Here is a 24,629-nt window from a genome sequence, read left to right on the forward strand (position 1 = left end):
TTCACCCACTTTGATGATACCGCGCTCTACACGACCGGTAACAACGGTACCACGACCGGAGATGGAGAATACGTCTTCGATTGGCAGCAGGAATGGCTTATCAATCGCACGCTCTGGTTCTGGGATGTAAGAATCCAGGTAGCCAGCCAGTTCGATGATTTTCGCTTCCCACTCTGCGTCGCCTTCCAGCGCTTTCAGCGCGGAACCACGAACGATTGGGGTATCGTCGCCTGGGAAATCGTACTGAGACAGCAGTTCACGAACTTCCATCTCTACCAGTTCCAGCAGCTCTTCGTCATCAACCATGTCGCATTTGTTCAGGAACACGATGATGTAAGGAACGCCTACCTGACGACCCAGCAGGATGTGCTCACGAGTCTGAGGCATTGGGCCGTCAGTCGCAGCTACTACCAGGATCGCGCCGTCCATCTGCGCAGCACCGGTGATCATGTTTTTAACATAGTCGGCGTGGCCTGGGCAGTCTACGTGTGCGTAGTGGCGAGTCGGGGTGTCATACTCAACGTGAGAGGTGTTGATGGTGATACCACGAGCTTTTTCTTCTGGTGCGTTATCGATCTGGTCGAATGCACGAGCAGAACCACCGTAGGTTTTTGCCAGAACGGTAGTGATTGCAGCGGTCAGCGTTGTTTTACCATGGTCAACGTGGCCGATAGTACCGACGTTAACGTGCGGTTTTGTACGTTCAAACTTTTCTTTAGACATCGATTGTCCCTCTAAGACACGGATAAATCGGTGATATCACCACATCAACCAGGCGAAATGCCTGAACTGTTGAATCAAGTAAAATTGAAACAGAGAGAAACGGGAAGGAGAAGTGAAGTGGTGCTGATACCCAGAGTCGAACTGGGGACCTCACCCTTACCAAGGGTGCGCTCTACCAACTGAGCCATATCAGCACGTATTGGAGCGGGCAGCGGGAATCGAACCCGCATCATCAGCTTGGAAGGCTGAGGTAATAGCCATTATACGATGCCCGCATCCTGAAACTCGGCTACCCAGTTCTTTCTGTAACAAAAAAAGAGATTTCTCTCTTTTTAAGTTCGAGCTGATTCAGCTTTTAAACCAGCTCCGGCGGCATTTACGCTGCCAGAAAGTGGTGGTGGGGGAAGGATTCGAACCTTCGAAGTCTGTGACGGCAGATTTACAGTCTGCTCCCTTTGGCCGCTCGGGAACCCCACCGGACTTGATGGTGCCGACTACCGGAATCGAACTGGTGACCTACTGATTACAAGTCAGTTGCTCTACCTACTGAGCTAAGTCGGCATCAAGTAGCGCGCATTCTATGGATACCTGCGCGGTCATGCAACTAAAAATTTGCATAAAACGTTCTTTCGCTCACATTTTATGCTAACCACGCATCAAGCGCTGTAAAAGTAGTCATTCGCGGTCAAATATTCAACATATATGAGCGAATTGCATCGCATACACCGTAGCGTGACGGCTTCCGCGTAACGCAGCGCTTTCCATCTTTTTTCTTATTATTCCTGTCATCTGGTGTTAACCTCCTGCCCATTGTCCAAAATTAACTGTGTGATGAGCCACGATCCGGCAATATGATGCTGGCTCACTGAAGCATGCTTATGAGCAAAAAAGAGCAAACGTTAATGACGCCTTATCTTCACTTTAACCGCAGCCAGTGGGCTGCCCTGCGTGATTCCGTCCCTATGACGCTGACGGAAGGTGAAATCGCACGGTTAAAAGGGATAAACGAAGATCTGTCCCTGGAAGAAGTGGCAGAAATTTATCTCCCCCTCTCACGCTTGCTTAACTTCTATATCAGTTCCAACCTGCGCCGTCAGGCGGTGCTGGAGCAGTTCCTTGGAACCAATGGTCAACGCATTCCTTATATCATCAGTATTGCTGGCAGCGTGGCGGTAGGTAAAAGCACAACCGCGCGTGTCTTGCAGGCTCTCCTGAGCCGCTGGCCAGAACACCGCAGCGTGGAGCTGATCACCACCGACGGCTTTCTGCACCCCAATGAGGTGTTAAAAGAACGTGGGCTGATGAAGAAGAAGGGCTTCCCGCTCTCTTATGACATGCACCGTCTGGTGAAATTTGTCTCAGACCTGAAATCCGGCGTGCCTAACGTCACGGCGCCGGTCTATTCGCACCTGATCTACGATCGCATTCCGGGCGGAGACAAAACGGTGGTGCAGCCAGACATTCTGATTCTGGAAGGGTTAAATGTGCTGCAAAGTGGGATGGATTATCCTCACGATCCGCATCACGTGTTTGTCTCTGACTTCGTCGATTTCTCTATTTATGTCGATGCACCGGAAGATTTGCTGCAAAGCTGGTATATCAACCGCTTCCTGAAGTTCCGCGAAGGGGCGTTCACCGACCCGGACTCCTATTTCCATCACTACGCCCAGCTTTCTGAAGAAGAGGCGGTGAAGGTGGCGACAGGCCTGTGGAACGAGATCAACTACGTAAACCTGAAAGAGAACATTCTCCCTACCCGCGAGCGGGCGAGCCTGATCCTCACCAAGAGCGAGAAACACGCTGTCGACCAGATTCGTTTGCGGAAATAGGTTAGCAGACATAAAAAAACCGGCTTAACGCCGGTTTTTTTGTTTACGCCTGCGGCTTTTCGCCGTTTTCATCCTGATCGACCGCAAAGCAGGCGACCAGCTGACCGCGATAATCTTTCAGCTGCGGCTGTAGCTGGGTGCAAGGGCCAAAGCGGCGACTGCAACGGGCGTTGAACGCACATCCCGGAGGTGGATTCAGCGGACTTGGCAATTCACCGGTCAGCTTAATACGCTCACGACGATCGTCCGGGTTCAGGCGAGGTGTCGCAGAGAGCAGCGCCTGGGTGTACGGGTGGCGAGGGTTATTAAAGATCTGATCTTTCGTCCCCTTCTCCACGCAGCGCCCCAGATACATTACCATTACTTCATCAGCGATATGCTCTACCACCGACAGGTCGTGGGAGATAAATACGTAAGACAGCCCCAGCTCCTGCTGCAGATCCATCATCAGATTCAGCACCTGTGCGCGTACGGAAACGTCGAGCGCTGAGACCGGTTCATCGGCAATCACGACATCCGGATCGAGCATCAGGCCACGGGCGATGGCGATACGCTGGCGCTGACCGCCAGAGAACATATGCGGGTAGCGATCGTAATGCTCGGTTTTCAGGCCGACTTTCGCCATCATCGCCAGCGCTTTTTCACGACGCTGCTCTTTGCTGAGATTACTGTTAATCAGCAGCGGCTCTTCCAGTATCTGCCCCACTTTCTTGCGCGGGTTCAATGAACCGTACGGGTTCTGGAACACAATCTGGATTTTCTGGCGACGCAGCTTCTGCGCCTGCGGATCGTGCTTGAGCAGATCCTGTCCCTGATAATAGAGCTCGCCGCCGGTAGGCGTTTCAATCATCGTCAGCAGACGGCCTAAGGTTGATTTGCCGCAGCCCGACTCCCCGACCACCGCCAGCGTTTTACCGCGTTCGAGGGTAAAGGAGACGCCGTCCAGCGCTTTCACCAGGCGCTCAGGGGCAAAAATCCCCTTCTTCACCGGGTAGTGTTTTTTCAGGTCGATAGCCTGCAACAGCGGTTGTTGCGTGGTGGCCTGTTGCGTATTCATAGTGTTGGCCTCCCGGCATCATCGAGTGGGTAGTGGCATTTCGACTGACGACCGTCAGCCAGCTGGTTCAGCTCAGGCTCTTCTGCACGGCATTTATCCGTCGCATACGGGCAACGCGGATTCAGCAGGCAGCCCTGCGGACGGTCATATTTACCCGGTACCACACCCGGCAGCGACGCCAGACGCGCTTTATCCTGGGCAAACTCCGGCAGCGCACGTAAAAGCGCCTGGGTATACGGATGACGCGGTGCGCGGAAGATATCGTGCGAACTTCCGGTCTCCACCACCTGTCCTGCATACATCACGATGATTTTGTGTGCTGCTTCAGCCACCAGCGCCAGGTCGTGCGTAATCAGCACCAGCGCCATGTTCTCTTTCTGCTGCAGTTCCAGCAGCAGCTCGATGATTTGCGCCTGGATGGTCACGTCCAGCGCTGTGGTCGGCTCATCGGCAATCAGCAGTTTTGGCCGACAGGCAATTGCCATCGCGATCATCACACGCTGACTCATCCCGCCAGAAAGCTGATGCGGGTAGACATCAAGGCGCGATGCCGGGTCAGGGATCCCCACCTGGTTCAGCAGGTCGATCGCCCGCTGACGACGGGTTTTCTTGTTACCGCCCTGATGGACCTTGATCGCCTCCATAATCTGGAAGCCCACGGTGTAGCAGGGGTTCAGGCTGGTCATCGGGTCCTGGAAGATCATCGCCACTTCCGCGCCCACCAGCTGGCGGCGCTGTTTCTCGGAAATGCGCTTCAGATCCTGACCATTGAACTGCAGGTTTTCCGCCATCACGCGGCCCGGATAATCGATCAGCCCCATAATCGCCAGTGAGCTTACGGACTTACCGGAACCGGATTCCCCAACAATGCCAACCACTTCGCCCTGATTTACGCTGTAGCTGATGCGGTCCACGGCGCGAAACGGGGTGCCTTCATCGCCGAAGTGCACCGATAATTTATCTACATTTAATAACGCCATCTCGTGCCTCTTACTGCTTCAGTTTGGGATCAAGTGCATCGCGCAGACCATCACCCATCAGGTTAAATGCCAGCACCGTCAGCAGAATTGCCAGACCCGGGAAGGTGACAACCCACCAGGCGCTTTGTGCGAACTGCAACACGTCGGAGAGCATCGTGCCCCACTCCGGTGTTGGCGGCTGCGCACCCATGCCCAGGAAGCCAAGAGCGGCCATATCAAGAATGGCGTTAGAGAAGCCGAGCGACGCCTGAACAATCAGCGGCGCAAGGCAGTTCGGGAAGATATTGACGAACATCTGGCGCATCGCACCGGCACCGGCCACGCGGGACGCGGTGACGTAGTCGCGGTTCACTTCCACCAGCACTGCCGCACGGGTTAAACGCACGTAGTGAGGGAGTGCCACGAAGGTCAGCGCAAGCGCGGCGTTACCGATCGACGGGCCAAATATCGCTACCAGCACCAGGGCCAGCAGCAGGCTTGGCAGCGCCAGCATGATGTCGACGATACGCATGATGATGTTATCAACAATGCCGCCAAAATAACCCGCAACCAGGCCGAGGATGATCCCCATGATCAGGGACAGCACCACCACCAGGCAGCCCACCAGCAGCGACAGACGCGCGCCGTACATCAGACGCGACAACACGTCGCGACCTACATCATCGGTACCCAACAGGTGAGCCAGGCTCCCGCCGTCCTGCCATGCAGGGGGGGCCAGCAGCGCGTCACGGAACTGATCCGCCGGGTTATACGGTGCAAGCACGTTTGCAAACACGGCAATCAGGATCATGACAGAGACATAGACCAGCCCCACTACCGCGCCTTTATTACGCTTGAAGTAGTGCCAGAATTCCTGCAGCGGCGTCATTGGAACCGGTGCAGCAACCACTTTATTTTCAGAAACGTGTGACATGATGGCCCCTTACTTCTTATGACGAATACGCGGGTTCACCACGCCGTACAGCAAATCGACCAGCAGGTTGACGAGAATAATCATCGTCGCGACCAGCAATACACCGCCCTGCACGACCGGATAGTCACGGCGTTGCAGCGCGTCAATCAGCCAGCGGCCAAGTCCCGGCCAGGAGAAGATGGTTTCGGTCAGGATCGCCCCTGCCAGCAGCGTACCCACCTGCAGACCGATAACGGTCACCACCGGCAGCATGGCGTTACGCAGCGCATGAACGATGATGACTCGCATACGCGTCAGGCCCTTGGCACGCGCGGTACGAATATAATCCTCGCCCAGCACTTCCAGCATTGACGAACGGGTCATACGCACGATTACCGCCAGAGGGATCGTGCCAAGCACCATTGCCGGCAGGATCATATGCGCGACCGCATCAATAAAGTTGCCCTCTTCGCCCCAGATCGCCGTATCAATCAGCATAAAGCCGGTCAACGGGTTGGAATCATCGAGGAAGACCATATCGCTGACGCGTCCGGAGACCGGCGTCAGGTTAAGCTGCACCGAGACCAGCATAATCAACATCATGCCCCACCAGAAGATCGGCATGGAGTAGCCGGTCAGCGCCAGGCCCACAGCGGTATGGTCAAAAATAGAGCCACGTTTAACGGCAGCCAGCACCCCGACAGGGATACCCACCGCAGTGGCAAAAATCATGGCGCAGATGCCAAGCTCCAGTGTCGCTTTAAAACGCGGCACGAACTCGTCCCACACCGGAAGACGGCTTTTCAGTGAAATCCCTAAGTCACCATGCATAACGCCCCAGATATAGTGGAGGTACTGCTGCCACATCGGCTTATCGAGGCCGAGTTCAGCCAGCAGCTGCGCATGACGTTCAGGGGAAATACCACGCTCGCCCGCCATAATCATTACCGGGTCGCCGGGGATCATATGGACGAAGGCAAAAGTGAGAAGGGTGATACCGATAAACGTGGGGATGACAAGTCCCAGACGTCGGAGGATGAACTGCAACATAACCCGGATTCTCTCTGAAGACGCACGACCAGTGGCGTGGCGTCTGTATTGCTCACAAATGTAAATTCCCTCTCCCGCAGGAGAGGGTTAGGGTGAGGGCTAGCATGGCACGCCCCTCACCCCTGCCCTCTCCCACAGGGAGAGGGAGAACGCCCTACTGATTATTCGACAGATACGTTTTCGAAGTGGTGTTTGCCCAGCGGATCAACCACGTAGCCTTTCACTTCTTTGCGCACTGGCTCGTACACAGTGGAGTGAGCAACAATCAGAGCCGGAGCCTGATCGTGCATAACAACCTGTGCCTGCTTGTAGAGTTCAATACGTTTGTTGTGATCGTCGGTGGCACGTGCCGGCTGGATCAGGTCTTCAAACGGCTTATAACACCAGCGAGAGTAGTTAGAGCCGTCTTTTGCCGCCGCGCAGCTGAAGAGGGTGGCGAAGAAGTTGTCCGGATCCCCGTTGTCACCGGTCCAGCCCATCATCACTGCCTGATGCTCACCCGCTTTGGCGCGCTTCAGATACTCGCCCCACTCGTAGGTGACAATCTTGGCCTGAACGCCGATTTTCGCCCAGTCAGCCTGAACCATTTCAGCCATACGGCGTGCGTTCGGGTTGTACGGACGCTGTACCGGCATCGCCCACAGTTCAACGGTAAAGCCTTTATCCTGCCCTGCTTCCTTCAGCAGCGCTTTCGCTTTCTCTGGATCGTAGGTGTAGTCTTTAACGTCATCGTTATAGCCCCACATGGTTGGCGGGATCAGGTTTTTAGCCGCAACGCCGGCGCCCTGGTAAACGGCCTTGATGATCGCTTCTTTGTTCACCGCATAAGTCAGCGCCTGACGCACTTTCACGTCATCAAACGGTTTCTTCTCGGTGTTGAATGAGAGATAGCCCACGTTCAGGCCAGCCTGCTCCATCAGGTTGATATTCTTGTCCTGCTTCATGCGGGCGATATCAGCCGGGTTCGGGTATGGCATAACCTGGCATTCGTTTTTCTGCAGTTTTGCGTAACGCACAGACGCGTCAGGCGTGATGGAGAAGACCAGACGGTCGATCTGTGGTTTGGTACCCCAGAAGCCCGGGAACGCTTTGTACAGAATACGGGAGTCTTTCTGGTACTGCAGCAGCTGGAACGGACCGGTACCGATTGGGTTCAGGTCCACTTTTTCCGGCGTGCCGGCTTTCAGCATGTTGTCTGCGTACTCTTTAGAGAGGATAGAGGCGAAGTCCATGGCCAGGTCCGCCAGGAATGGCGCTTCCGGGCGAGTCAGCACGAACTGAACGGTTTTATCGTCCACTTTTTTCACTTCAGCGATCAGGTCTGGCAGACCCATCCCTTCGAAGTACTCATAGCTGCCGCCGGACACTTTGTGGTACGGGTTCTGAGCGTTTTTCTGACGATCGAAGGAGAACACAACGTCATCGGCGTTGAAGTCGCGCGTTGGTTTGAATTCTTTGCTGTCCTGCCACTTCACGCCCTGGCGCAGGTGGAAGGTATAGGTTTTACCGTCTTCGCTGACGTCCCACTTCTCCGCCAGGCCAGGAATCACTTCCGTGGTGCCGGTTTTGAATTCAACCAGACGGTTATAGATCGGCACAGAGCTTGCGTCGTAAGTCGTACCAGAGGTAAAGAGCTGTGGGTTAAAGCCTTCCGGCGAGCCTTCAGAACAGTAAACCAGGGTTTTTGCCTGTACGCTTGCTGCCACGGTCATAGCCACCAGGCTCAGACCAAGCTTCAGCATCCCTGACTTCTTCAAGGAAATACTCATTATTCTGCTCCAATGTGATGTTTTGCTTTGTTGTGTTACGCCGCCTGACCTTTATTTATTTTTTACCCGGTCCGGTCGGTGATGCCCGAAGGCGTTAAAGGGATGGAGAATCCTTTCAGAAGAGCGTTGGAGTTGCAGCGCAGATCGTCCCTGAAATGCCCCTCGTGCCCTACAATCTGTCAACAGAATGTGAAAACGTCAATACAGGTGACGGGGATTTACGCTGAGTGTGAGAAACCGCAAACAAAGATTAAAAAAACTATGTACGCCAGTTTTCAGCAGGGAAATTTATGCTACTCGTCATGTTGCAGCACAAATATCTTCATATTTCGCAACAATCAGTGATTAACTTTTATTCAGAATGGGTAAATTTTCTTGCAGAACGGTGATTATCTGAGCACTAAATACCGCGAACGTTAAAACGCACAGCGAAAAATGCTGAGGTTATCCATAAGCAACGCGAAAAAAGATCAATCTATATATAAAAAAATACAATGGATTATGTCACAAAATCACGAACAGGCAGGAAGAAGCAGGACTAAGAGGTGTTTTGGCTAATCTGGACGAATAAAGCGTTAATGCAAAAAGGGCTAACCTTGCGGTTAGCCCTTTTTTGAATGTGGTCGGCGAGAGAGGATTCGAACCTCCGACCCACTGGTCCCAAACCAGTTGCGCTACCAAGCTGCGCTACTCGCCGAATGCGGAGCGCATCTTACTGCTGAGGTGCGCCCCCGTCAATCCCTTAATTTAAAAAAGCCATCCAACTGGCGATAAACTCGCCAGGCAAGCTACTGCGCGGCTTTCTGGCTGCTTTCAGGCAGTTTGCACCAGTTGTTATTTTCGTTAATCCCCCCGTCCGGAGAGGTATAACCCAGGCACCCCATGATGGTGTCGTACAACTCAACGTGACGGCGCGGTACCTTAATTTCTGCCTGCTGTTTCAGATGAGCAAACATTTTGGCTTTGTCAGGGTTCTCCAGGTACTTATCTGACATCCACATAATCATCGGTACACGGAATTGCTCCGGCGGCGCCAGCTTACGCGGCGTACCGTGCAAATGTTCCTTTTCGTTAATGGATTCACCGTGGTCTGCCGCATAGATGACAATCGCTTTCTTATCACGCAACTCATCAATCACACGGCTCAGGAACGTATCCACATACAGAACAGTATTATCGAAAGCATTTACTAACTCTTCCTTGCTACAGCTCGCATTAATGCTGACACACTCCGGTTGCCACTTCGCGAAATCTCGCGTGTAACGCTGGTAATAGCTGTAATGTGATCCTTTAGTATGCAGAATGATGAGATGTTTTCCCTTTGGATGATTTTTTAGAGACTGTGACATTTCCTGGAGCAGCAACATATCATCGACACTCTTTCCACGGTTACGTGGCTCGGCGCCAATCTGCTCGCGATACGCGATGTTATCCGCCAACGTGTTGGTATAGAACCACATCTCGCTTTGCATGGCGAACAGATCGGAGCTAAAGCCAAGCTGCTTCAGCACAGCAAACACGTTTTGCTCTTTGAGGGTACGCTGAGGGTTATCGCTCGCACCACCTTCACGCACAAACATACAGCGCAAGGACAGCTTCGTAGCGGTATCACAGGAGTAGCCGCGGTAAGCCACCAGATTCTTTTCCTGCGCCAGTTTTGGGGTGGTATCGCGGTCATAACCGAGAATGCCCATATGATCCCAGCGCGTCGTTTCGCCGATAACAAAAACCACGTAAGTATCATCCAGCCCATCAGCAGGAGCCTGGTAAGTGAATTTTTTGGCCGGGTTAACCAGCGATTTCACATCACTGGATTCGTCCGCCTGCGCCCAGGCATAAAGACCTAACGCCGACAGCCAGTTGGACGGCAGATAAGAGTTGGCGACTACGCCGCCGTAGCTTGGCATATCCACGCCCGTCACTTTTTCGACTTTTCTTTGCTGTTTTTCCATCAGGCGGATAGGCGCCCATACCAGCAAACCAGCCAGCAGGACCACGGCGACAGTGCGGATCCGCTGTCCACGAGTGCGCAACTGGCGTAACAACGTATAGCGGCAGGTATTACTCCAGATAAAGAAGAGTGGGAGCAGACAGGTTAAAATTGTCCAGACGATAAAGCCTTTACCCACAACCTCTTTCGAGAGATCAATGTCAGTGGTCATTACCGACGCAACGATACCGTAGCCAATGACGACGTTCATAAAGGTCATGTAATAGCTGGCGGCGGCGGAAATTATTACCACCAGCGAGGCCAGAATTTGCCACGTGCGACGGCCGAAGAGAGATAACAGGCGTAACAAGAAAAATGTCGCGAGGACGGAGCCGAACACTTCAATAGCGGCAAAAATTCCATTTCTTACGGTGAGGTCTTCGAAATAACCTTCCACTCGTCTGAACAGCACCGCGCCATTCAGAAATAATCCGATATAGACAGCCAGCATCAGACACAATCTTTGCTGGGTAATAGACCTAATGTATTTCATGCAAACAACCCTGGGGGAAGGGGTATAAAGACCCGCCGAATCTCAGTGAGAAAGCGGACAGAGTAAGTAAATGCGTAAGAAAGCGTTATCAGAAACGTCTACAAGCGCCGTAAGTAGACCACAGCGGGAGAGAAAAGTGGCAGCGGAGAATGTGATCGGTGCAAATTTTTACAAAATAACAAGTCTGGAAGCATATCAAATAAAAGTTAAAGAGGCCGTTAAGGCCTCTTTAATTTAAGTTAAGCATGTGCTTCATTAAACACTTCGCGCTGCGGCTGCCGAATCGTCGTCGACAGGGCCAGCGAAATAATCAACAGGGCGAATATCACGCAGAAGGTGACATAGAATCCGCCGAACAGCGAGGCAATTAACGAGCCGCAAATGCTGCCGATGCCAAAGCCTAAGTAAATCACGCCGTAATTTTTCGCCAGGTTGTTCAGACCAAAGAACTCGCTCACCAGTGACGGGAACACCGTGATGGTGCCGCCGAAGTTAAAGGCCACGCAGGCAATCGCAGCAAAGAAAGTCGCTTCATTCAGGGGCGCAAACAGCAGGGCCGCCATACCCACCAGTGAAACCACCTGTCCAAGGGTAATCACGCGGATGCGGGCAATTTTATCGGACAGGATACCCAGCACCAGACGACCAGACAGGTTAGCGATAGAGATCACGGTCACCGCGTTTGCCGCCGTCATGGCATCCAGTTTAACCATGCCCTGCGCGATATCTTTCGCCACACCAATCACATACAGGCCACTCATGCAGGCCGTCAGGAACATCACCGCCAGCATCCAGTACTGGGGTTTACGCATGGATTGAGCCAGGGTGAAGTCATTCTCCACCACGCCGTTAACGGTTTTCACTTCCTGCTGCGGTGCGTCTTTCATCAGGGTCGCGCCAAACAGGATCATCACCAGGACGATAGCCCCCCAGATCATGAAGGTTTTTTCGAGGCCAACCGACGCCAGCAGATGAGAGTCGATAAATTTAAATCCGAGGCTGCCCAGGCCATAAGAACCGATGGCAAACGCGGAGATTAACCCTTTACGCTCCGGGAACCATTTGACGCAGTTTGACAGAGTAAGCAGATAACCGGCACCGTCCGCCAGACCAACCAGTACCCCGGCGCTCAGCCAGAGCATCATCAGATTGTTTGAATACGCCGTCAGGAAAAAGCCCAATCCCAGCAGGATCCCCGAGGCCATCGTGACGCGTTTCACGCCGAACCGCTCCTGCAACTTGCCCGCAACCGAAGAGGACAGCGCCAGCCCAAGGCTTAGCAAACCGAAAGAGAACGCCACCTGACTGATCGGCGCACCGAGCTTGTCGGAAAGGGCACTGTTAAACAGGCTCCAAGTATAGACCGAGCCCAACGCAAACTGGGTGACGATGGTGCCAAAGAGCGTCAGCCAGCGTGTACGATTGTAGGAAGATGTATTCATGGCAGTTGTCCTGCAAGAGAAAGTAAGGGAATTTGCTGAGGACAACGATAAACAAAACCCTGATCCCGCTGGGGGAAAACGGCATGAGATGCAGGAGAAACGGAATGAAATGCCTGGAATCGGGAATGAACGACCTTGCCGGGGAATGAAGCGACAGAATGTTAGTGCTCGCTATCGCTACAACCCCCACAGTTATTGTATTCAAGATGTTAACGTGACGTTTAAAATAGTAACAACGTTAGAAATTTGCACTTACGCCCAGCGTGTACAAAAACTGCTCTCCCGTCGTGCTGTCCTCCCCTTGCGCTAAGGAAGCATACGCCGCCATGTGCGAGGTGAAAGGAATATCGGTGCCTACGGTGACATCCATCCAGTTGCCATTTTGAGCCGGGGCAGGCGTTTGCGGCATCCCGAACTGGGATTTCCACTGATTTTCACCATACTGCTGGTTATAGCTAATCTGCGCCCAGGGACGAAGTTCGCCATATTGCGTATCCACGCGCCAGCCTAGCGTACTCACGCTGGCATGCCACAGGGGATCGGTCAGCGCCTGGGTTGTCACGCTATCACCAAACTCATTAATCATCATGGGCGTGGTGCCGTCATAACGCCATGCCACCACCGGGCCGGTCGAGACATGACCCGCCAGCGGAAAATTCCAGCCGACGCTCATCGCCCCCGCGGAGGACGAGCCAGAGGGCAGATTCAGAGCCAGCCCCGGCGCATTTTGCGAAGACTGGATGCGCTCCGCCAGGATATCGTCATAACGCGGTTGGTGATCCGCATCCCATGTATAGCGTTCCGCCGTATTACTTTGCGGGTCTGAAACGATATATTCCTGTTGCCAGGCAAATGCTGAGTGACCAGAAAGCAGACAGGCTGAAATCCCCACCAGGCCAGAAACAGCATGGCGACCACTGATTTTTTTTATCATCAAAGCGACTCCAGAGAGAGCCGAATTCGGCGATTTTTATCATTGTTCAGGAAGAGGTTTTTAGGGCTTATGGCCCTGTATTAACTATTGTCTTTACAGGTCACACGTCAAGCCTGACGGAATGAAATTTTTGCGATAACCGTGTCATAAGGGAGATAACCGATGCAACGTTGCGGTTGGGTAAGCCAGGATCAGCTCTATATCGACTATCACGATCGGGAATGGGGCGTGCCGGAAACGGACGGCAAAAAACTTTTCGAGATGATCTGCCTGGAGGGTCAGCAGGCGGGTTTGTCATGGATTACGGTATTGAAGAAACGCGAAAACTACCGCAATGCCTTTCATCAGTTCGATCCCGTCCGGGTCGCCGCGATGACCGACGACGACGTGGAGCGACTGGTGCAGGATGCAGGCATCATCCGCCATCGCGGTAAGATCCAGGCCATTATCGGTAACGCACGCGCTTACCTGGCAATGGAACAAAACGGTGAATCGTTCTCAGAGTTTGTCTGGACATTTGTGAATAACGATCCGCAAATCACGCAGGCCGCCACGCTCGCGGAAATTCCCGCCTCGACTCCGGCCTCGGACGCACTCTCGAAAGCGCTGAAAAAACGCGGCTTTAAGTTTGTCGGCTCCACCATCTGCTACGCCTTTATGCAGGCCTGTGGCCTGGTCAATGACCATGTTACCGGCTGCTTCTGTCATCCGGGAGGCCATCATGATCCGCAAATGGCAAAGTGAGAATACCGCGTCGCTGTTGAGCCTATGGCTTGAAAGTACCACGGAAGCGCATCCGTTTATTGAGGCGAGCTACTGGAAAGAGAACGAAGCCATGGTGCGGGACGTTTATCTGCCGTCGGCCGAAACCTGGGTCTGGGAACAGGATGGCGAACCTTACGGGTTTATCAGCGTGATGCAGTCTCAGTTTGTCGGCGCACTATTTGTCGCACCGGCGTACATCGGCAAAGGCATCGGACGCGCGCTGCTGAACCACGTTCAACAGCGCTTCCCGCACTTAAGCCTGGAGGTGTATCAAAAAAATGTCCGGGCGGTGAATTTCTACCATGCTCAGGGCTTTCGTATCGAAGACAGCGCCTGGCAGGATGACACCCAACACCCGACGTGGATCATGAGCTGGCAGGCGGATCAAACGCCGTCAGAGTAAGCTCGGGGCCCTGATATTTCTCAACCCATGCCAGCGCCGTATTGCCTGCGCAGCCATTCCCCAGCTTCGAGCTGGGGAGATCTTTGGTCAGTACGTTAACGGCACCGTTTTTACAAATACCGCTCTCGTCCAGGTCCGGCCACGCGCCCTGGTGGATGCAGATCACGCCTGGTTTGATTCCGTCGCTCACCACCGCTCCGGCCAACACCTGCCCACGATGGTTCCAGACGCGCACCAGATCGCCATCCGCAATCCCGCGCGCTTTCGCATCTTCAGCATGAAGCGTGATCGGCTCCCGCCCGGCGACCGCATACTGCTCGCGCAGCGACGAATAGTTAAGCTGGCTGTGCAGGCGATGCGCGGGGTGCGCGGATAACACCTGGAGCTGCTCCGGCTGGGCATTGCCGTGCCACTCATCCGGTTCAAGCCATGTGGGATGCGCAGGACAATCCGCGTACCCAAAGCGGGCAATGCGCTCACTGTAAATCACAATCTTTCCGCTCTCAGTTTTCAGCGGATGGTTCTCCGGGTCGCGACGGAAATCGGCGAAACGGACAAACTGCGCGTTCTGCTCGCTCTCTGGCATTTCGAAAATCGCGTTCGCTTCCCAGAATTCCGCAAACGGCGGCAGCGTCACCCCCTGGGCCGCACCGCGCTGAGCGGCTATCTGATAGAACGTTTCCAGCCACTCAAGATCGGTTTTCCCTTCAGTGAAACGCTCACGACCGCCCGCTTCCCACCGTTCGCTCAGTTCTGCAAATACGTCAAAATCATCACGCGCTTCATCCCGCGGTGCGACCACACGCTTCATCGGCACCATATGCTGATTGCTGTAGTCACCGGTCATGGTGAGATCGTTACGCTCGTACGAAGTCGTGGCCGGCAGCACGATATCGGCATGTTTGGCGGAGGCGGTCCAGAAGCATTCCGAAATCACCACCAGCTCCGGCTTCTGCCAGGCGCGGATCAGACGATTGGTATCCTGATGGTGCGTGAAATTCGCCCCACCCGCCCACCAGACAAACTTAATATCCGGGAAATGGCGGTCCAGACCGTTATGCTGATAAAACCCGCCCGGGTTTTCCAGGGCTTCAACAATACGCGCCACCGGAATTTTATCCACGGCATCAACGCCGCCCTTCACCGATCCCTGCATGGAGGCCAGCACGGCGGCTTTACGGGTGGGGTTGCCGCCATTGGCGAAGTGATAAGAGAGCCCAAACCCGCCGCCCGGCGTACCAATTTGCCCGAGCATCGCGGCAAGCGTCACCAGCATCCAGTGTTTTTGCTCGCCAAACTGCTGGCGCTGCATGCCCCAACCGGACATCAACATCGTGGTGTTTTCATGGAACAACACGGCCAGTTCACGGAGCTTGTCAGCCGGAATGCCACAAATATCGGCTGTCCACGCTGCCGTTTTGGCAACACCATCCGTTTTACCCGTCAGATAATCGGCGAATTTGTCGAAGCCCGATGTGCAACGCGCGAGGAAGTCGGCGTCGTGCCAGCCATTCTCTACCAGCGTGTGGGCGATACCCAGCATCATCGCCACGTCAGTACCCATATGCGGGGCGAGCCATTCGGCACTGTCACCAAAGAAATCCATGGTTTCAGAGCGCATGGGGTCAATACAGATGATGCGCTTACCGCTCTTGCGCAGCGCATCAAAATAGCCAATACCCTGCTCGTCGGAAGCATTCCAGGCAATTTTTAGCGTGTTGAGAGGGTTGGCACTCCACAGCACCACCACGTCGGTATGCTCCAGTACCAGCGGCCAGCTGGTCTGCTGCTGATAAACCTCATTACCGCCGACGACGTACGGCATGATCGCCTGCGCCGCGCCGGTGGAGTAATCCCCCAGATGGCCCGTGTAGCCGCCGGCCAGGCTCATGTAGCGCTGCAGCAATGTCGATGCTTTATGCAGTACGCCGTTAGAACGCCAGCCGTAAGAGCCGGCAAAAATGGATGCAGGCCCATAGCTGTCGCGAATGCGCTTGTGCTGGGCGTGGATCAGCGCCAGCGCGTCATCCCAGCTCACACGCATAAACTCATCCTGACCACGAATGCCCTGCGGCTTGTCCGGCGAAGCCAGAAATCCTTTACGCACCATCGGCCAGCGTACACGGGTTTTGCTGTGCACCTGATCGCGAACGACGGTCTGTAAAGAGTTAGGGTGTTGTGTTGGCAATGCCCCACGGGAAGACAGGACATTTTCGCCGTCGGTTTCGACCAGCATCGGCCCCCAGTGGGCGGCGGTCAGAATGGTTTTTGTTGAGGTGCTCAAAGCGTGCGCTCCTGGTTGCGTGCAGGTTTACGGTCTTGTTATTGAGGCCGTTTATGGTTTGTCACAAATTTCAGAGTTATCCCCGGAATTTTCTCCGTATCCGGACGTCATAATCAACTGCCACGTCCGTCGTGGCAAAGAATAAAAAGGATTAAGGAAAGAAGATGAAAAAACGCGTACTCGTTATTGCCGCTCTGGTGAGCGGTGCACTGGCGGTTTCTGGCTGCACAACAAACCCATACACCGGTGAACGCGAAGCGGGTAAATCCGGCATCGGCGCGGGTATCGGTTCACTGGTCGGGGCGGGTGTAGGCGCGCTCTCCTCCTCCAAAAAAGACCGCGGTAAAGGCGCGCTGATTGGCGCAGCGGCAGGCGCAGCGCTCGGCGGCGGCGTGGGTTATTACATGGATGTGCAGGAAGCGAAGCTGCGCGACAAAATGAAAGGCACAGGCGTGAGCGTCACGCGCAGCGGTGACAACATCATCCTGAATATGCCTAACAACGTGACCTTCGACAGCAGCAGCGCAACGCTGAAACCTGCCGGTGCGAATACCCTAACCGGCGTGGCGATGGTGCTAAAAGAGTACAACAAGACCGCCGTGAATGTGATTGGCTACACCGACAGCACCGGCAGCCAGGAGCTGAACATGCGTCTGTCTCAGCAGCGTGCGGATTCCGTGGCCAGCTCGCTGATCACCCAGGGCGTTGAAGCGAACCGTATCCGCACCAGCGGTATGGGCCCGGCAAACCCTATCGCCAGCAACAGCACGGCGGAGGGCAAAGCGCAGAACCGCCGCGTTGAGATTACGTTAAGTCCAATTCAGTAATCGCATTTCCCCCTCTCCCCGTGGGAGAGGGTCGGGGTGAGGGCATCAGACCGCACACCCCGACATGAACCACTTGCCATCGTTGATTTTCCCGCTAAGGTATTCTCACTAAAGTCAGGGAATTCAGTGATGAGCAAACCAACGCGGGCCACCATCAGCGACGTGGCGAAAGCCGCCAGAACCGGTAAAACCAGTATTTCACGCTATCTCAACGGCGAGAAACACCTGCTTTCCGATGCGCTGCTGGCACGTATTGAGCAGGCCATTGCCGATCTCGACTACCGCCCCAGCATCATGGCGCGCGGACTTAAACGTGGCCGTACCCGCCTTATTGGGCTTATCATCGCCGATATTACCAACCCCTACTCGGTAAACGTGCTGAGCGGTATCGAAGCCGCCTGTCGCGAGAAAGGTTTTACCCCGCTGGTCTGTAACACCAACAACGAGGTGGACCAGGAGCTGCATTATCTCGATTTGCTGCGCAGCTACCAGGTGGAAGGTATCGTGGTCAATGCCGTGGGTATGCGCGAGGAAGGGTTAAACCGGCTGCAACAGTCTTCCCTGCCGATGGTGCTCATCGATCGTAAAATCCCGGAATTCGCCTGCGACGTTGTCGGGCTGGATAATACCCAGGCGGCCACGACTGCCACCGAACATCTGATCGAACAGGGCTTCGAAGCAATTCTGTTCCTGAGCGAGCCGCTGGGCATGGTGAATACCCGTCGCGAGCGCCTGAACGCATTTCGTGCCACCCTGGAGCGTTATCCCGGTGTGATCGCCGAAAACGCCGAAACTCCGCTTCATGAAGCCGACCAGCTCGACAATACCCTGCGTCAGTTCCACACGCGCCATCGCGGGATGCGCAAAGCTGTGATTTCGGCCAACGGGGCGCTGACGCTTCAGGTCGCCCGCTCGCTCAAACGCATTGGCCTGCACTGGGGCAGCGATATCGGCCTGCTGGGCTTCGATGAACTGGAGTGGGCAGAACTGGCCGGGGTAGGCATCACCACGCTCAAACAGCCGACCTGGCAAATCGGCTATGCCGCTGTTGAACAAGTGGTTCGTCGCATTGAAGGGATCAGCGATGCCGTACGCGAGCAGGTCTTTTCTGGCGAGCTGATTGTCCGCGGCTCCACCGCCCGTTAATTTCCCCTTGTGATGACGATCATAAATTCAACATCCTGAACTTTTCTTTGGAACCGGTTCCATCTAGCGTAATAGTATCGATGTACGTTTGATGGAGTTCCTGAATGGGCAGAAAAATAATGGTGGTCACCGCCGCATATGGTGCGGATCAGGTGCGACAGGCTGGCGGCCAACGGGCGATGCTGCCCGTGATTGCCGGTGCGGGTGCCGACGGCGTAGAGATCCGCCGGGAGCTGTTCAACAGTGAAGAGCTACAGGCGCTGCCTGCGCTGGGTGAATCCATTGAGCTGCTGGGCCTGCTGGCGTGTTATTCCGCACCCGCCCCCCTGTTTATGCCCGACGGTACCCTCAACCCCGACCTTCCCCGCTACCTTTCCGAAGCCAGCACGCTCAACGCGCTGTGGCTGAAGGTATCCCTGGGTCATTTCAACGGCACCCGGCCGCTTACCGCCCTGCGCGCTTTGCTCAATGAGAGCGGCATGGCGCTGGTGGTGGAAAACGACCAGACCGACTGCGGCCAGCTTGCGCCGATGCAGCGCTTCCAGGCCGCCTGCCGGGAAATGGCGCTCCCCGTCACGCTGACCTTCGACATGGGTAACTGGCTGTGGGTCGGCGACTCGCCGGAAGAAGCGGCAACCCGTCTGGCTCCGGCGGTCAGCTATATCCACGTGAAAGCCGCCATACCGCATAAAGCACAGTTCCGCGCCGTCGCGCCGGATCGCGCCGATGCGCGCTGGCTGGCTCTGCTCAGTCAGTTGCCTGCCGATGCCCCACGCGGGATCGAGTTCCCGCTGGAAGGGGCGGACTTAACCGCTGTCACCCGGCATTACGTTAACCTGCTGCGCGAGGAGTAAACCATGCACAAGACACTGGATGTGATCACTATCGGTGAAGCCATGGCGATGTTTGTCGCTACCGAAACCGGTGAGCTGAGCACGGTTGAGCACTTTATCAAACGCGTGGCAGGCGCAGAGCTGAATGTGGCAACGGGGCTGGCACGCCTCGGCCTGAAAACAGGCTGGGTCAGCCGCGTGGGTGACGACAGCTTTGGTCACTTCGTTCTTGATTCGCTGAAAAAAGAGGGGATTGATGCCGCAGGCGTAACGCTCGATGGACGCTTCCCGACCGGCTTTCAGCTTAAATCTAAAGCCGTAAATGGAACCGATCCCATCGTGGAATACTTCCGCAAAGGGTCGGCAGCAAGCCATCTCTCGGTGGAAGATTATCACGCCGACTACTTCGCGAGTGCACGCCATCTGCACCTGAGCGGTGTGGCAGCCGCGTTGTCGGCCAGCTCGTATGAGCTGCTCGATCATGCCGCGACCACCATGAAGGCTCAGGGGAAAACGATCTCTTTCGATCCTAACCTGCGCCCGGTGTTGTGGAAAAGCGAGGCGGAGATGGTCGAGAAGCTGAACCGTCTGGCATTCCAGGCGGACTGGGTTCTGCCGGGGGTGAAAGAAGGCGTGATCCTCACCGGTGAAAATACGCCGGAAGGGATTGCCGATTTTTACCTGAATAAAGGGGTAAAAGCGGTGGTACTGAAAACCGGTGCCGATGGCGCATGGTTTAAAACCGCGGATGGTGAACAGGGCGCGGTCGCGGCCGTGAAGGTTGAGAACGTAGTCGATACCGTCGGCGCGGGCGATGGCTTTGCTGTCGGGGTCATTAGCGCCCTGCTGGAAGGCAAACCGCTGCCGCAGGCCATCGCCCGGGGCAATTGGATCGGCTCGCTGGCCATTCAGGTGCAGGGCGACAGTGAAGGATTGCCGACGCGCGCGCAGCTTAACGAATAAATCCCTTCTCCCGTGGGAGAGGACCAGGGTGAGGGCAACGACCCGCACATATAATTAAACCACCGTGTACCCTACAGACAACGGCGGTAACCACCTCAACAACAGAGGCAAGCCTATGAACAGTTCGACCAATGCAGTAAAACGCTGGTGGTACATCATGCCAATCGTGTTTATCACGTACAGCCTGGCGTACCTTGATCGTGCCAACTTCAGTTTCGCATCCGCTGCGGGGATCACCGAAGACCTCGGGATCACCAAAGGTATTTCATCTCTGCTGGGCGCCCTTTTCTTCCTGGGCTACTTCTTCTTCCAGATCCCCGGCGCGATCTACGCCGAACGCCGCAGCGTGCGTAAGCTGATCTTCGTCTGTCTGATCCTGTGGGGCGCCTGCGCGTCGCTTACCGGCGTGGTCAATAATATCCCTGCCCTGGCCGCTATTCGCTTTATCCTTGGGGTAGTTGAGGCGGCGGTGATGCCCGCAATGCTGATCTACATCAGCAACTGGTTTACCAAATCTGAACGTTCCCGTGCGAACACCTTCCTGATCCTCGGTAACCCGGTCACCGTACTGTGGATGTCAGTGGTGTCCGGCTACCTGATCCAGTCTTTCGGCTGGCGTGAGATGTTTATCATCGAAGGGGTGCCGGCAATCATCTGGGCCTTCTGCTGGTGGGTGCTGGTAAAAGATAAGCCTGCTCAGGCGAAATGGCTCTCCGAAGATGAAAAAGCCGCACTGCAGGCGCAGCTGGATAAAGAGCAGCAAGGGCTGAAGGCGGTGCGTAACTATGGCGAAGCCTTCCGCTCCCGCAACGTGATCCTGCTGTGCGCGCAGTATTTTACCTGGAGTATAGGCGTGTACGGTTTCGTACTGTGGTTGCCGTCAATTATCCGCAGCGGCGGGGAAAATCTCGGTATGGTGGAAGTCGGCTGGCTCTCCTCCGTGCCCTATCTGGCGGCAACTATCGCGATGATCATCGTCTCCTGGGCATCGGACAAACTGCAAAATCGTAAGCTGTTTGTCTGGCCACTGCTGCTGATCGCTGCCTTTGCTTTCATCGGCTCCTGGGCCGTGGGCGCAAACCACTTCTGGGTCTCCTATACGCTGCTGGTGATTGCCGGTGCGGCGATGTACGCCCCGTATGGTCCCTTCTTCGCCATCATCCCGGAGATGCTGCCGCGTAATGTGGCAGGCGGCGCGATGGCACTGATTAACAGTATGGGTGCGCTCGGTTCGTTCTGCGGCTCCTGGTTCGTTGGTTACCTGAACGGTGCAACCGGCAGCCCGTCAGCCTCATACATCTTTATGGGAGTGGCGCTTTTCGCCTCAGTATGGCTTACTCTGATTGTTAAGCCTGCTAATAATCAACAACTCCCCGTCGGCGCACGCCACGCCTGAATCATTAAAAATCAACGGAGATAAGCATGAAGCCGTCCGTCATTTTGTATAAAGCACTGCCTGATGATCTGCAAAAACGCCTGGAAGAACACTTCGCCGTCACGCAGGTGAAGAACCTAAGCCCGGAGACGGTGGCACAACACGCCGGGGCGTTCGCCCGGGCCGAAGGCCTGCTGGGTTCAAGCGAAAAAGTGGATGTCGCGTTGCTGGAAAAAATGCCGAAGCTTCGTGCTACCTCAACCGTTTCCGTGGGTTACGACAATTTTGACGTGGACGCCCTCAACGCGCGCAACATCCTGCTGATGCATACGCCACATGCCCTGACGGAGACCGTGGCCGACACGCTGATGGCGCTGATGCTCAGCACTGCCCGCCGCGTGGTGGAGGTGGCCGATCGCGTCAAAGCGGGCGAGTGGACAAAAAGCATCGGCCCGGACTGGTTCGGTGTGGATGTTCATGGCAAAACGCTGGGGATTGTTGGCATGGGCCGGATCGGCCTGGCACTGGCGCAGCGTGCGCATTTCGGTTTTAACATGCCGATTCTGTATAACGCGCGTCGCCATCACAGCGAAGCCGAAGAACGCTTCAACGCCCGCTATTGCGAGTTGGATACACTGTTGCAGGAAGCGGATTTTGTCTGTCTGATCCTGCCTCTGACGGACGAAACCCGACATCTGATTGGCAAAGCGGCGTTTGAAAAAATGAAGAAATCCGCCATTTTCATCAATGCGGGTCGTGGCCCGGTCGTGGATGAGAAGGCGTTAATTGAGGCGCTACAAAACGGTGAGATCCATGCGGCCGGTCTGGACGTGTTTGAACAGGAGCCGCTGCCGGTGGATTCGCCGCTGCTTTCGCTGCCTAACGTGGTCGCGCTGCCCCATATTGGTTCTGCGACGCACGAGACGCGTTACAACATGGCGGCCACCGCGGTAGATAATCTGATCGCCGCGCTGAACGGAAACGTGGAGAAAAACTGCGTCAATCCACAGGTTCAACAGTAGAAACGAAAAAACCCGCCAGAAGGCGGGTTTTTAAATTCTTTGCTACTGGGTTGGAAGCTTACAGGCTTACAACGTTACCAGCTGCTGGGCCTTTAGCGCCGCTTTCGATGGTGAAGGACACTTTCTGACCTTCGTCCAGAGATTTGTAGCCATCGTTCTGGATAGCAGAGAAGTGTACGAACACGTCTTTAGAGCCATCGTCAGGAGTGATGAAGCCGAAACCTTTATCAGCGTTGAACCATTTTACCAGACCAGTCATTTTAGCAGACATAGAATTACCTTAATTAACAAATATATTGTGCCTTCCGGCTTGATGGGTTGCGTTACAGATTTTTAAGCGATGAAGGAAGGGTCACTACGAAGGGTATCTATGGATAACAATCTGGACTGCTTTACTAAACTGCTTTAGGTCTGTGTAACAAACCGACGCGAACAGTTATACCGATGTGGTAGAGGAATGACAAGCGTTATTTTAGTCATAAGTAAAAAACCCCGCCTGAAGCGGGGTTTTTTCGGTTTATTCTGTGGCAGCGACGGCTGCGCTCCACGCCTGACTAAAGGCCTGGTGCTGAGAGGCCAGCGGCCCAATCAGCGTATTGTACTGACTCGCCTGCTGCGAGGTTGGGAACTGAATACCGTTGGCAACAAAGCTCACCTGCGTTCCCTGCTGGGAGATAAAATCCCCTACCTGAACCAACTGCTGCGTGAAGATCTGCGCGGCGGGGATCAGCGGTTGCAGGGCATCCGAAGGTTTGGTCACCACTTTCTCATACACTTTGTCGAAGACCGGTTTGAGATCGTCGCCCTGTTTCAGCGCGGAACGTGACGCATCAGCCTGCATTTTCGCGTTCTGCAATTGCTGACTCAGCACGCCGAGCGCACCGTTAGACTGGCGAAGCGGTTCACGTTGGGTGACATAATCCTGCGGGACACGGATGGCGTTAACGCTATCCACAACCGGACGAATGCCGGAGTCCATCGCCTGGCTTACCTGCTGTGAATAACCATACAGAATGGCGTAATCAGACACGAAGGGGCCAAACTGTTTTTTCTGATCCGCAGTCAGCGTCGGCAAACGCTCGCCGCTGCGCATCACTGTATTCTGCAGAAAATCGATAAACGCTTTGCGCTGATCGCCTTCTTTATCAAAACACCCACTCAGGCTAACAACCATCAACAACGCCGCAATAGGCGCAAACCAGCGAGAGCAGGACTTTCCTGTCGCCATTTCATTACTCCTTTCACCCAAAAAAGCGCACATCGGCACACGCGTGCCCAACGCTGACAAGGATAGTCCAGGTCAGCGCTGCAAGATACTCTTTTCATGCAAAACGGCTATTGCCATTTTATTTCTTACTCTTTACAAAAAAATACCTGGCGAAGCCGACATATGGTTAATCAGGTAATTAGCATAACTATCCGCATAGCTGAAACGGATAAAGCGATCGTTACCGCACGATTAATCACAAGCGTGATGATCCTTCGTTTGTATTAGGGACTATTCTTAATGAGCTCTCTGATGTTCTTGATCCCGGTGTGTGATTTAAGAGGAGTTCTCAATGGAATATAAAGATCCTGAGTTTGAGCTGCTGAGCAGCCTGGAACAGATTATTTTTAAAGATGTACCGCAGACAGTGACCCTGCAACAGAAATCCAATCCCTTTACAGAATATGAGCAATTGCGCAAAGGGACAGGTTTAAAAACAGATGAATTCGCCAGAGCGATGGGTGTCAGCGTAGCGATGGTGCTGGAGTGGGAGTCGAAACGAGAGAAACCCACGCCAACCGAGTTAAAGCTGATGCGCCTGATTCAGGCCAACCCTGCACTCAGCAAACAGATAGCGTGATGCAG

23 protein-coding genes and 5 tRNA genes are annotated in these 24,629 nt (G+C 54.6%); 11 read left to right on the forward strand and 17 right to left on the reverse strand.

Features of this window, described 5'->3' with window-relative positions; translation table 11 throughout:
• From ACMWKA_RS15655 to ACMWKA_RS15675, 5 genes are all read right to left on the reverse strand, one after another.
• A partial coding sequence (locus ACMWKA_RS15655) for an elongation factor Tu (protein ID WP_414760402.1) occupies positions 1-723 on the reverse strand: 723 nt, incomplete at its 3' end.
• A gap of 118 nt (positions 724-841) precedes the next feature.
• Positions 842-917, reverse strand: a tRNA-Thr gene (locus tag ACMWKA_RS15660).
• Between the two features lie 6 nt (positions 918-923).
• Positions 924-998, reverse strand: a tRNA-Gly gene (locus tag ACMWKA_RS15665).
• 117 nt (positions 999-1,115) lie between these two features.
• Positions 1,116-1,200 (reverse strand) — tRNA-Tyr (locus ACMWKA_RS15670).
• 8 nt (positions 1,201-1,208) lie between these two features.
• Positions 1,209-1,284, reverse strand: a tRNA-Thr gene (locus ACMWKA_RS15675).
• Positions 1,285-1,601: 317 nt separating this feature from the next.
• On the opposite strand from ACMWKA_RS15675, the gene coaA reads away from it, so the two are divergent.
• The gene (coaA, locus tag ACMWKA_RS15680; RefSeq protein ID WP_013094996.1) at positions 1,602-2,552 is read left to right on the forward strand and encodes a type I pantothenate kinase; all 951 of its coding nucleotides are present in this window, start codon (positions 1,602-1,604) and stop codon (positions 2,550-2,552) included.
• Between the two features lie 43 nt (positions 2,553-2,595).
• Here the strand turns inward: coaA and dppF are convergent, their stop codons facing one another.
• From dppF to eptB, 7 genes are all read right to left on the reverse strand, one after another.
• Positions 2,596-3,609 carry a dipeptide ABC transporter ATP-binding subunit DppF gene (dppF, locus tag ACMWKA_RS15685; protein WP_155022568.1) on the reverse strand — a complete coding sequence of 338 codons (1,014 nt, stop codon included), beginning with the start codon at positions 3,607-3,609 and terminating at the stop codon, positions 2,596-2,598.
• Entirely contained in the window at positions 3,606-4,589 is a 984-nt protein-coding gene (dppD, locus tag ACMWKA_RS15690; RefSeq protein ID WP_013094994.1) for a dipeptide ABC transporter ATP-binding protein, read from the reverse strand. Before dppD ends, dppF begins: the two co-directional genes overlap by 4 nt.
• A 10-nt stretch (positions 4,590-4,599) precedes the next feature.
• Positions 4,600-5,502, reverse strand: a complete 903-nt coding sequence (gene dppC / locus ACMWKA_RS15695) for a dipeptide ABC transporter permease DppC (protein ID WP_020684504.1) — start codon at positions 5,500-5,502, stop codon at positions 4,600-4,602.
• A 9-nt stretch (positions 5,503-5,511) separates the two neighbouring features.
• A complete protein-coding gene (gene dppB / locus ACMWKA_RS15700) occupies positions 5,512-6,531 on the reverse strand; it encodes a dipeptide ABC transporter permease DppB (RefSeq protein ID WP_014830232.1) in 1,020 nt (339 codons plus the stop codon).
• Positions 6,532-6,692: 161 nt separating this feature from the next.
• Complete coding sequence (gene dppA, locus ACMWKA_RS15705) at positions 6,693-8,300, reverse strand: dipeptide ABC transporter periplasmic-binding protein DppA (RefSeq protein WP_414760403.1); 1,608 nt, start codon at positions 8,298-8,300, stop codon at positions 6,693-6,695.
• 620 nt (positions 8,301-8,920) lie between these two features.
• Positions 8,921-8,997: transfer RNA gene (locus ACMWKA_RS15710), tRNA-Pro, on the reverse strand.
• Positions 8,998-9,088: 91 nt separating this feature from the next.
• Complete coding sequence (gene eptB, locus ACMWKA_RS15715; RefSeq protein ID WP_058661794.1) at positions 9,089-10,783, reverse strand: kdo(2)-lipid A phosphoethanolamine 7''-transferase; 1,695 nt, start codon at positions 10,781-10,783, stop codon at positions 9,089-9,091.
• A 70-nt stretch (positions 10,784-10,853) separates the two neighbouring features.
• Between eptB and ACMWKA_RS15720 the strand changes: the two genes are divergently transcribed.
• The gene (locus tag ACMWKA_RS15720) at positions 10,854-11,021 is read left to right on the forward strand and encodes a hypothetical protein (protein WP_013094987.1); all 168 of its coding nucleotides are present in this window, start codon (positions 10,854-10,856) and stop codon (positions 11,019-11,021) included.
• 1 nt (position 11,022) lies between these two features.
• Here ACMWKA_RS15720 and ACMWKA_RS15725 read toward each other — a convergent pair whose 3' ends face one another.
• The gene (locus tag ACMWKA_RS15725; protein WP_029882721.1) at positions 11,023-12,225 is read right to left on the reverse strand and encodes an MFS transporter; all 1,203 of its coding nucleotides are present in this window, start codon (positions 12,223-12,225) and stop codon (positions 11,023-11,025) included.
• Between the two features lie 238 nt (positions 12,226-12,463).
• Entirely contained in the window at positions 12,464-13,162 is a 699-nt protein-coding gene (locus ACMWKA_RS15730; RefSeq protein WP_346721022.1) for an autotransporter domain-containing protein, read from the reverse strand.
• Positions 13,163-13,321: 159 nt separating this feature from the next.
• Between ACMWKA_RS15730 and tag the strand changes: the two genes are divergently transcribed.
• Entirely contained in the window at positions 13,322-13,903 is a 582-nt protein-coding gene (gene tag / locus ACMWKA_RS15735) for a DNA-3-methyladenine glycosylase I (protein ID WP_020686549.1), read from the forward strand.
• Positions 13,881-14,327: an N-acetyltransferase gene (locus ACMWKA_RS15740; protein ID WP_013094983.1), complete on the forward strand. Its 447-nt coding sequence runs from the start codon at positions 13,881-13,883 to the stop codon at positions 14,325-14,327. The genes tag and ACMWKA_RS15740 overlap by 23 nt, the downstream gene beginning before the upstream one ends.
• Here ACMWKA_RS15740 and ACMWKA_RS15745 read toward each other — a convergent pair.
• Positions 14,290-16,611, reverse strand: coding sequence for a molybdopterin guanine dinucleotide-containing S/N-oxide reductase (locus ACMWKA_RS15745; protein ID WP_414760404.1), 2,322 nt, complete (start codon positions 16,609-16,611; stop codon positions 14,290-14,292). The two genes, ACMWKA_RS15740 and ACMWKA_RS15745, sit on opposite strands and share 38 nt — an antisense overlap.
• Before the next feature lie 164 nt (positions 16,612-16,775).
• On the opposite strand from ACMWKA_RS15745, the gene ACMWKA_RS15750 reads away from it, so the two are divergent.
• From ACMWKA_RS15750 to ghrB, 6 genes are all read left to right on the forward strand, one after another.
• Positions 16,776-17,438: an OmpA family lipoprotein gene (locus tag ACMWKA_RS15750; RefSeq protein WP_013094980.1), complete on the forward strand. Its 663-nt coding sequence runs from the start codon at positions 16,776-16,778 to the stop codon at positions 17,436-17,438.
• 129 nt (positions 17,439-17,567) lie between these two features.
• On the forward strand, positions 17,568-18,584 hold the full coding sequence (locus ACMWKA_RS15755) for a LacI family DNA-binding transcriptional regulator (RefSeq protein WP_013094979.1): 1,017 nt from the start codon (positions 17,568-17,570) through the stop codon (positions 18,582-18,584).
• Between the two features lie 104 nt (positions 18,585-18,688).
• A complete protein-coding gene (locus ACMWKA_RS15760; RefSeq protein WP_414760405.1) occupies positions 18,689-19,438 on the forward strand; it encodes a sugar phosphate isomerase/epimerase family protein in 750 nt (249 codons plus the stop codon).
• A 3-nt stretch (positions 19,439-19,441) separates the two neighbouring features.
• A complete protein-coding gene (locus ACMWKA_RS15765; protein ID WP_414760406.1) occupies positions 19,442-20,380 on the forward strand; it encodes a sugar kinase in 939 nt (312 codons plus the stop codon).
• Positions 20,381-20,495: 115 nt separating this feature from the next.
• Positions 20,496-21,776, forward strand: a complete 1,281-nt coding sequence (locus tag ACMWKA_RS15770) for an MFS transporter (RefSeq protein WP_013094976.1) — start codon at positions 20,496-20,498, stop codon at positions 21,774-21,776.
• Between the two features lie 26 nt (positions 21,777-21,802).
• The gene (ghrB, locus tag ACMWKA_RS15775; protein ID WP_045901963.1) at positions 21,803-22,777 is read left to right on the forward strand and encodes a glyoxylate/hydroxypyruvate reductase GhrB; all 975 of its coding nucleotides are present in this window, start codon (positions 21,803-21,805) and stop codon (positions 22,775-22,777) included.
• A gap of 58 nt (positions 22,778-22,835) precedes the next feature.
• Here the strand turns inward: ghrB and cspA are convergent, their stop codons facing one another.
• Positions 22,836-23,048: an RNA chaperone/antiterminator CspA gene (cspA, locus tag ACMWKA_RS15780; protein ID WP_003860775.1), complete on the reverse strand. Its 213-nt coding sequence runs from the start codon at positions 23,046-23,048 to the stop codon at positions 22,836-22,838.
• Positions 23,049-23,294: 246 nt separating this feature from the next.
• Entirely contained in the window at positions 23,295-24,005 is a 711-nt protein-coding gene (locus ACMWKA_RS15785) for a DUF3053 domain-containing protein (protein ID WP_013094974.1), read from the reverse strand.
• Between the two features lie 331 nt (positions 24,006-24,336).
• Between ACMWKA_RS15785 and ACMWKA_RS15790 the strand changes: the two genes are divergently transcribed.
• Complete coding sequence (locus ACMWKA_RS15790; protein ID WP_013094972.1) at positions 24,337-24,624, forward strand: HTH-type transcriptional regulator; 288 nt, start codon at positions 24,337-24,339, stop codon at positions 24,622-24,624.
• Positions 24,625-24,629 lie beyond the last annotated feature (5 nt).

The organism is Enterobacter sp. 03-F-07-AD-ECC (genome assembly GCF_047530935.1).
Classification (GTDB): domain Bacteria; phylum Pseudomonadota; class Gammaproteobacteria; order Enterobacterales; family Enterobacteriaceae; genus Enterobacter; species Enterobacter cloacae.

What these genes read in the sequence shown, in the direction of transcription:
- ACMWKA_RS15750 (WP_013094980.1), top strand. Translation starts at nt 16,776, where the DNA reads ATGAAAAAACGCGTACTCGTTATTGCCGCTCTGGTGAGCGGTGCACTG.
- ACMWKA_RS15790 (WP_013094972.1), top strand. Translation starts at nt 24,337, where the DNA reads ATGGAATATAAAGATCCTGAGTTTGAGCTGCTGAGCAGCCTGGAACAG.
- ACMWKA_RS15760 (WP_414760405.1), top strand. Translation starts at nt 18,689, where the DNA reads ATGGGCAGAAAAATAATGGTGGTCACCGCCGCATATGGTGCGGATCAG.
- eptB (WP_058661794.1), bottom strand. Translation starts at nt 10,783, where the DNA reads ATGAAATACATTAGGTCTATTACCCAGCAAAGATTGTGTCTGATGCTG.
- ACMWKA_RS15725 (WP_029882721.1), bottom strand. Translation starts at nt 12,225, where the DNA reads ATGAATACATCTTCCTACAATCGTACACGCTGGCTGACGCTCTTTGGC.
- coaA (WP_013094996.1), top strand. Translation starts at nt 1,602, where the DNA reads ATGAGCAAAAAAGAGCAAACGTTAATGACGCCTTATCTTCACTTTAAC.
- ACMWKA_RS15720 (WP_013094987.1), top strand. Translation starts at nt 10,854, where the DNA reads ATGCGTAAGAAAGCGTTATCAGAAACGTCTACAAGCGCCGTAAGTAGA.
- ACMWKA_RS15765 (WP_414760406.1), top strand. Translation starts at nt 19,442, where the DNA reads ATGCACAAGACACTGGATGTGATCACTATCGGTGAAGCCATGGCGATG.
- ACMWKA_RS15785 (WP_013094974.1), bottom strand. Translation starts at nt 24,005, where the DNA reads ATGGCGACAGGAAAGTCCTGCTCTCGCTGGTTTGCGCCTATTGCGGCG.
- ACMWKA_RS15755 (WP_013094979.1), top strand. Translation starts at nt 17,568, where the DNA reads ATGAGCAAACCAACGCGGGCCACCATCAGCGACGTGGCGAAAGCCGCC.
- dppF (WP_155022568.1), bottom strand. Translation starts at nt 3,609, where the DNA reads ATGAATACGCAACAGGCCACCACGCAACAACCGCTGTTGCAGGCTATC.
- cspA (WP_003860775.1), bottom strand. Translation starts at nt 23,048, where the DNA reads ATGTCTGCTAAAATGACTGGTCTGGTAAAATGGTTCAACGCTGATAAA.
- dppC (WP_020684504.1), bottom strand. Translation starts at nt 5,502, where the DNA reads ATGTCACACGTTTCTGAAAATAAAGTGGTTGCTGCACCGGTTCCAATG.
- dppD (WP_013094994.1), bottom strand. Translation starts at nt 4,589, where the DNA reads ATGGCGTTATTAAATGTAGATAAATTATCGGTGCACTTCGGCGATGAA.
- ACMWKA_RS15770 (WP_013094976.1), top strand. Translation starts at nt 20,496, where the DNA reads ATGAACAGTTCGACCAATGCAGTAAAACGCTGGTGGTACATCATGCCA.
- dppB (WP_014830232.1), bottom strand. Translation starts at nt 6,531, where the DNA reads ATGTTGCAGTTCATCCTCCGACGTCTGGGACTTGTCATCCCCACGTTT.
- ACMWKA_RS15740 (WP_013094983.1), top strand. Translation starts at nt 13,881, where the DNA reads ATGATCCGCAAATGGCAAAGTGAGAATACCGCGTCGCTGTTGAGCCTA.
- ghrB (WP_045901963.1), top strand. Translation starts at nt 21,803, where the DNA reads ATGAAGCCGTCCGTCATTTTGTATAAAGCACTGCCTGATGATCTGCAA.
- tag (WP_020686549.1), top strand. Translation starts at nt 13,322, where the DNA reads ATGCAACGTTGCGGTTGGGTAAGCCAGGATCAGCTCTATATCGACTAT.
- dppA (WP_414760403.1), bottom strand. Translation starts at nt 8,300, where the DNA reads ATGAGTATTTCCTTGAAGAAGTCAGGGATGCTGAAGCTTGGTCTGAGC.